Annotated in this window: 8 protein-coding genes; all 8 read left to right on the forward strand. The window is 57.1% G+C overall.

Translation table 11 applies throughout. The features are described from left to right. Window positions 1-159 (forward strand): homoserine O-acetyltransferase/O-succinyltransferase family protein (locus tag ACTOZL_RS09955; protein WP_482478238.1); only part of this gene is annotated, 159 nt, incomplete at its 5' end. 196 nt (window positions 160-355) lie between these two features. After that, window positions 356-973 (forward strand): hypothetical protein, encoded by a 618-nt coding sequence (locus ACTOZL_RS09960; protein WP_482478229.1) that lies wholly within the window; start codon window positions 356-358, stop codon window positions 971-973. A 101-nt stretch (window positions 974-1074) separates the two neighbouring features. After that, complete coding sequence (locus tag ACTOZL_RS09965; RefSeq protein WP_482478230.1) at window positions 1075-2196, forward strand: transglutaminase domain-containing protein; 1122 nt, start codon at window positions 1075-1077, stop codon at window positions 2194-2196. A gap of 13 nt (window positions 2197-2209) precedes the next feature. Beyond that, window positions 2210-2695 (forward strand): DUF4358 domain-containing protein, encoded by a 486-nt coding sequence (locus ACTOZL_RS09970; protein WP_482478232.1) that lies wholly within the window; start codon window positions 2210-2212, stop codon window positions 2693-2695. Between the two features lie 54 nt (window positions 2696-2749). Further along, entirely contained in the window at window positions 2750-3370 is a 621-nt protein-coding gene (locus ACTOZL_RS09975) for a hypothetical protein (RefSeq protein WP_482478234.1), read from the forward strand. 176 nt (window positions 3371-3546) lie between these two features. Then, the gene (locus tag ACTOZL_RS09980) at window positions 3547-3855 is read left to right on the forward strand and encodes an STAS domain-containing protein (RefSeq protein ID WP_482478235.1); all 309 of its coding nucleotides are present in this window, start codon (window positions 3547-3549) and stop codon (window positions 3853-3855) included. Window positions 3856-3869: 14 nt separating this feature from the next. Further along, entirely contained in the window at window positions 3870-4325 is a 456-nt protein-coding gene (spoIIAB, locus tag ACTOZL_RS09985) for an anti-sigma F factor (RefSeq protein ID WP_482478236.1), read from the forward strand. Next, window positions 4322-4659, forward strand: a 338-nt coding sequence (locus ACTOZL_RS09990) for a sigma-70 family RNA polymerase sigma factor (RefSeq protein WP_482478237.1), incomplete at its 3' end; no start/stop codon positions are given. The genes spoIIAB and ACTOZL_RS09990, both read left to right, overlap by 4 nt.

Here is a 4659-nt window from a genome sequence, read left to right on the forward strand (position 1 = left end):
GACATCCACATCCCCCTGCACTATTTCCCGGGTGATGACCCCACCCAGACGCCCATTGTCCGGTGGCGTTCCGCCGGCCAGCTGATCTACACCAACTGGCTCAACTACTATGTCTACCAGACCACCCCCTACGATTTGAATACCCTTCATAAGGACTGATTGACTGACAGCAGGTGCCTCTGACCCCGGAGCATCTGCTGTTTTTTGCCCAGCAAGGGGCATTTCGAGAAAATTTTTGAAAAAAACAAAAAATTATGTAATATTCCCCTCTTTTTGCTGTTATAATAAATGAAAGAAACCTCCCCCTGGCCCATCCAATCAAACATAGTACATTTTATAGAAAGGACGAGCCCCTATGAAGAAGTCACTCCTCCTGCCTCTGGCTCTGGCCGCCCTCCTCTCCGCCTGCGGAGCCCCGGACTCCACCAGTGAAGTGTCCATTGACTACGAAAACCAGTTCTATGCCACCACCGGAGGCCAGTTCCTTCACCAACAGCGCTGTGAGCTGGACGAAATGGACGCCCTGTTGGACTGCCTCTCCACCTTGGAGGACACCCCCGAAGCCCGGGGCTATTTACAGGGCTACCTGGACGGTATCTCCGGCAACGTCTCTGGTCGTCTCTCCGCTTATTATACCCTCTGGGCTTACGCCCCCAAAGCCACCGTGCCACAGATGCTTCCCGACGGGCTAACCGATCCCTATTACCAATATTCCAACGCCCGCACTAGCTTCCTGGATGCTCTTTGGCAGAACTGCGACAGCCCCCTGCTCACAGACGCCGACTCCCCCTTCCGCACAAAGCTCCCCCAGCTTCAGGATGCCTTCGGCCAGCTCTATGACCTCAGCATTATCACCCATGACTGGCAGGCAGAAAAATACATCCAAGACCTAGATGCCTTCACCCTGCTGCTGGCAGAAGCCACCGCCCTGCTGGACACCAATTCAGCCGCTGACCTGTCTGCCCCCCAGTAACCCCCCATCTTTCTTAAGCTTCTCTTAAATCTATTGACCTTCCTCATCAAACCACGTATGATGAACCCAGTTCCACATTACAAGAGATAAAGGAGTATAGTATGGTAGCAGAAAAGAAGAAAACCATCGTTTTGTACTGCCTGCTGGCGGTCGCCCTGGTGGGCATCCTCAGCAGCACCATTTTGGGCGTGTACAACGCAAAAGCCATCCACACCCTGCAAGACGCCGCAGGCATCTCTCCCGACGGGGAAACCCAAGAGGACAATGTAGGCATCATGAACAACGAGTACCGCATTGTCTCCACCCTCCCCATCTCCGACGCCTACAAATCCGGCAACACCGCCTCTCTGAGCAACAAGCAGAAGGAAACCTTGGAGATGGCCAGCGCTGTATTGGACGAGATTATCACCGAGGACATGAGCGATTACGAAAAGGAGAAAGCCGTCTACGAGTGGATGACCACAGAGCTGACCCAGGACTGGGGCGTACTCCAGGTCATCCCTCAAACCGGCGAAGACAGTGACAACCCCTATGGCGTGCTGAAATACCACGATGCCGTCTGTGTGGGCTACGCCACCACCTTCCGCCTATTCATGCAGATGATGGACATTGAGTGCATGGTGGTCCACAATCCAGACAAATACCACTCTTGGAATCTGGTCAAGCTAGACGGCAATTGGTATCATGTGGACACCTCCTCTGACCAGGGTGAAACTACTTACGCCAACTTTAACATGAATGACGACCTGGCCGCTCACGGCCACGATTGGGACCGGGAGTTCTTCCCCGCCGCCACCAGCCTAGAATACAACTACGCCTATCAAAACCGTAAGCAGGTGGAGGATATCTATCAAATCCCCGCCCTGTTCCGGGCCTCCTTGGATGAACAGCAAGCCACCACCTGCCTGGGCTTCCAGGCCATCGACGAGGCCCACGCCCAGATCGTGGAAGCCATGCTCAACAGCATGCAGGATATCGTCAACAGCAGTGAATTTGGCGATCTGTGGATGAGCTGGACCTGGACCCCTGTATCTGGCAGTGAGTACATCCTCACCATCACCACCTACGGTTTTACTTCCGAGGACCCATTTACGGAACTCTCTGAGGAGGATTTGGAAAAAGTGGACAAGGCCGTTCGGGATGCCTTCGACGGTATGAGCGGCGACCCCAGCGACAACGACACAGAAGGCTTCTTTGAAACAGAAGCCAAAGCCGTCGGTTAAGGAGGACAATACCATGAAACGAATCCTCGCACTCCTGCTGGGCCTCAGCACCGCCCTGGCCCTGTGCGCCTGCACCGGCAGCCCCGCCGCCTCCGCCGCTGTAGACATGGAAGAACTGCAAACCGCCATGCTGGAAGCCGGTAATTTCCCCACCATGCGCTCTGTCACCGGGGACTCCGACAAGGCCGCGCAGAATTTTACCTACTTTTCCACTCTGGACTATGACAAGGTGGAGAACTATCTCCTCTCCTTTTCCAATGAAAAAACTGCCGACGAATTCGCTGTCATCGCCGTAAAAGACCCCGCTGACGTCCAGGATGCCGCCATCAGCCTCAGCGAGCACAAGGACTCCCGTTGCAACACATTCCGCCAATACGCCCCCGACCAACTGGATATGGCAGAAAAGGGCATCGTCTTTACCCAGGACCAGTATGCCGTACTCATCATCGCAGAAAATCCCCATACCATCCGGGATGCCTTTGAGCAGCAGTTGGGCTAAGGGTTTCCCCTTCCTCCAACCGACAAACTTTCAATTTTATTGAAGGAGGTTCCTATGAAAAAGTATTTCCTGCCCCTGTGCGCTTTGCTCTGTGCCCTGCTGTGCGCCTGCGGCCCGGACAGCAGCGCCGAGTCCCAGACACCCCAGGAAGACACATCAAACATCCTCTCCACCGAAACCGTCCAACGCCCCGCCCGCACGGCTGTCCTTCTGGAAGACGCCACCCTGACCCAGTGTTACGGCGCTTTGGCGGACACAAGTATGCAGCTTTCCTGGACTGCCATTGAGGGAGATGTCCCCATGGTCAAGGGTGATGTGGTCTTAGTGCTGGAAACCACAGGGGAGCAATCCCGGGTCTATGTCCCCACCGGAGACACCCCCAACGCCCTGTATGGCACACTGCCCGCCGCTATCCTTTCCCAATCCGAAGAGGATTTGGAAAACAGCGCCAATCTGGCCCTTGCCGACGGATGCCTGGGCCAAAATACGGAGACCCAAGAGGTGGAGCAAATGCTCGGCACAGTGAAAGTCCTGGTGCGGGACGGCTCCCGCTGCAAGGTTCAAAACCTCGTTGGCGGCGATACCCGCAGCTTCTGGGTCAAAACCTCCGATTTGTCCTATGATATGGACTCGCTGGTGGCTGACCGCGGCGACATACCCAAAACCAACGGATAACATACCACAAGGGGACAGCCTATCCGGCTGTCCCCTTATATTTTTCCTCTTCCCCTCTCCCTTTGACAGAAATCTCCATAGCAATGCAGTATGATTACCCTATACCGGACAAGCTGGTATAGGGTAATTTTTGTTTCCGCTTGGATATACCGTCATACAAAGGGGGTTTTTCTGATATGCCCGTCGCCTACGCCACCCACAACCGCATCCTCACCATCTCCCTGTCTGGGGACATCGACCACCACAGCGTCAAGGGCCTGCTCCACAGCCTGGAAAAAGAGGTGGACGCCGTCCTGCCCCGGCAGGTGGTGGTGGACTGCTCCGGGGTCACGTTTATGGACAGCTCCGGCATCGCCATCCTCCTGCGCCTGCGCCAGCAAATGGACGAGCTCTCCGGGACCATCCAGGTCACCGGCCTCAACGAGCAGCCGGCGCGGGTCCTCCGGGCCGCCGGGATCGGGCGGCTCATCCCCATCGCCCAGTGAAAGGAGCTACATAGATGCGTACCGTGAAATATACCAACCAGGTCGTTCTGACCTTCCCCTCCAAATCCGCCAACGAGGCCTTTGCCCGCTCCGCCGCCGCCGCCTTTGCCGCCCAGCTGGACCCCACCTTGGATGAGCTGGGGGATGTAAAAACCGCCGTCAGCGAGGCCGTCACCAACGCCATCGTCCACGCCTATCCAGACACCCTGGGGAAGGTAGAGATGAAGCTGCGCCTCTACCCCGGCAACGAGATGGAGCTCATCGTCCGGGACTGGGGGGTGGGCATCCCCGACGTGGAGAAAGCCCGCACCCCCCTCTTCACCACCGGCAACGAGGAGCGCTCCGGCATGGGCTTCACCATCATGGAGAGCTTTACCGACACCCTAAAGGTCCGCTCCGTCCCTGGCAAGGGCACCACCGTGACCATGCGCAAGCGCTTTGCCCTCCGGGCGGGAGGGCAGCATCCTTGATTGCCCAAGACCGCTTCACCCTCATCCAGGCCGCCCAGGCAGGGGACCGGGAGGCCTGCGGCCGTCTGGTGGAGGAAAACGCCGGGCTGATTTGGAGCATCGTGCGCCGCTACGCCCGGAAGGGCCTGGACAATGAGGATTTATATCAACTGGGCTGTGTGGGCTTTTTGAAAGCCGTCCAGGGCTTCGACTTGGCCTATGGCACCCAGTTTTCCACCTACGCCGTGCCCAAAATTGCCGGGGAGATCCGCCGCTTCCTCCGGGACGACGGCCTGGTGAAGGTAGGCCGCGGGACCAAGGAACAGGCCCTACTGATCCACCGGGCCCGGACGAA

It is taken from the genome of Evtepia sp. (assembly GCF_056797215.1).

Coding starts and splice junctions, on each gene's coding strand:
- spoIIAB (WP_482478236.1), top strand. CDS start 3,870: ATGCGTACCGTGAAATATACCAACCAGGTCGTTCTGACCTTCCCCTCC.
- ACTOZL_RS09970 (WP_482478232.1), top strand. CDS start 2,210: ATGAAACGAATCCTCGCACTCCTGCTGGGCCTCAGCACCGCCCTGGCC.
- ACTOZL_RS09965 (WP_482478230.1), top strand. CDS start 1,075: ATGGTAGCAGAAAAGAAGAAAACCATCGTTTTGTACTGCCTGCTGGCG.
- ACTOZL_RS09960 (WP_482478229.1), top strand. CDS start 356: ATGAAGAAGTCACTCCTCCTGCCTCTGGCTCTGGCCGCCCTCCTCTCC.
- ACTOZL_RS09980 (WP_482478235.1), top strand. CDS start 3,547: ATGCCCGTCGCCTACGCCACCCACAACCGCATCCTCACCATCTCCCTG.
- ACTOZL_RS09975 (WP_482478234.1), top strand. CDS start 2,750: ATGAAAAAGTATTTCCTGCCCCTGTGCGCTTTGCTCTGTGCCCTGCTG.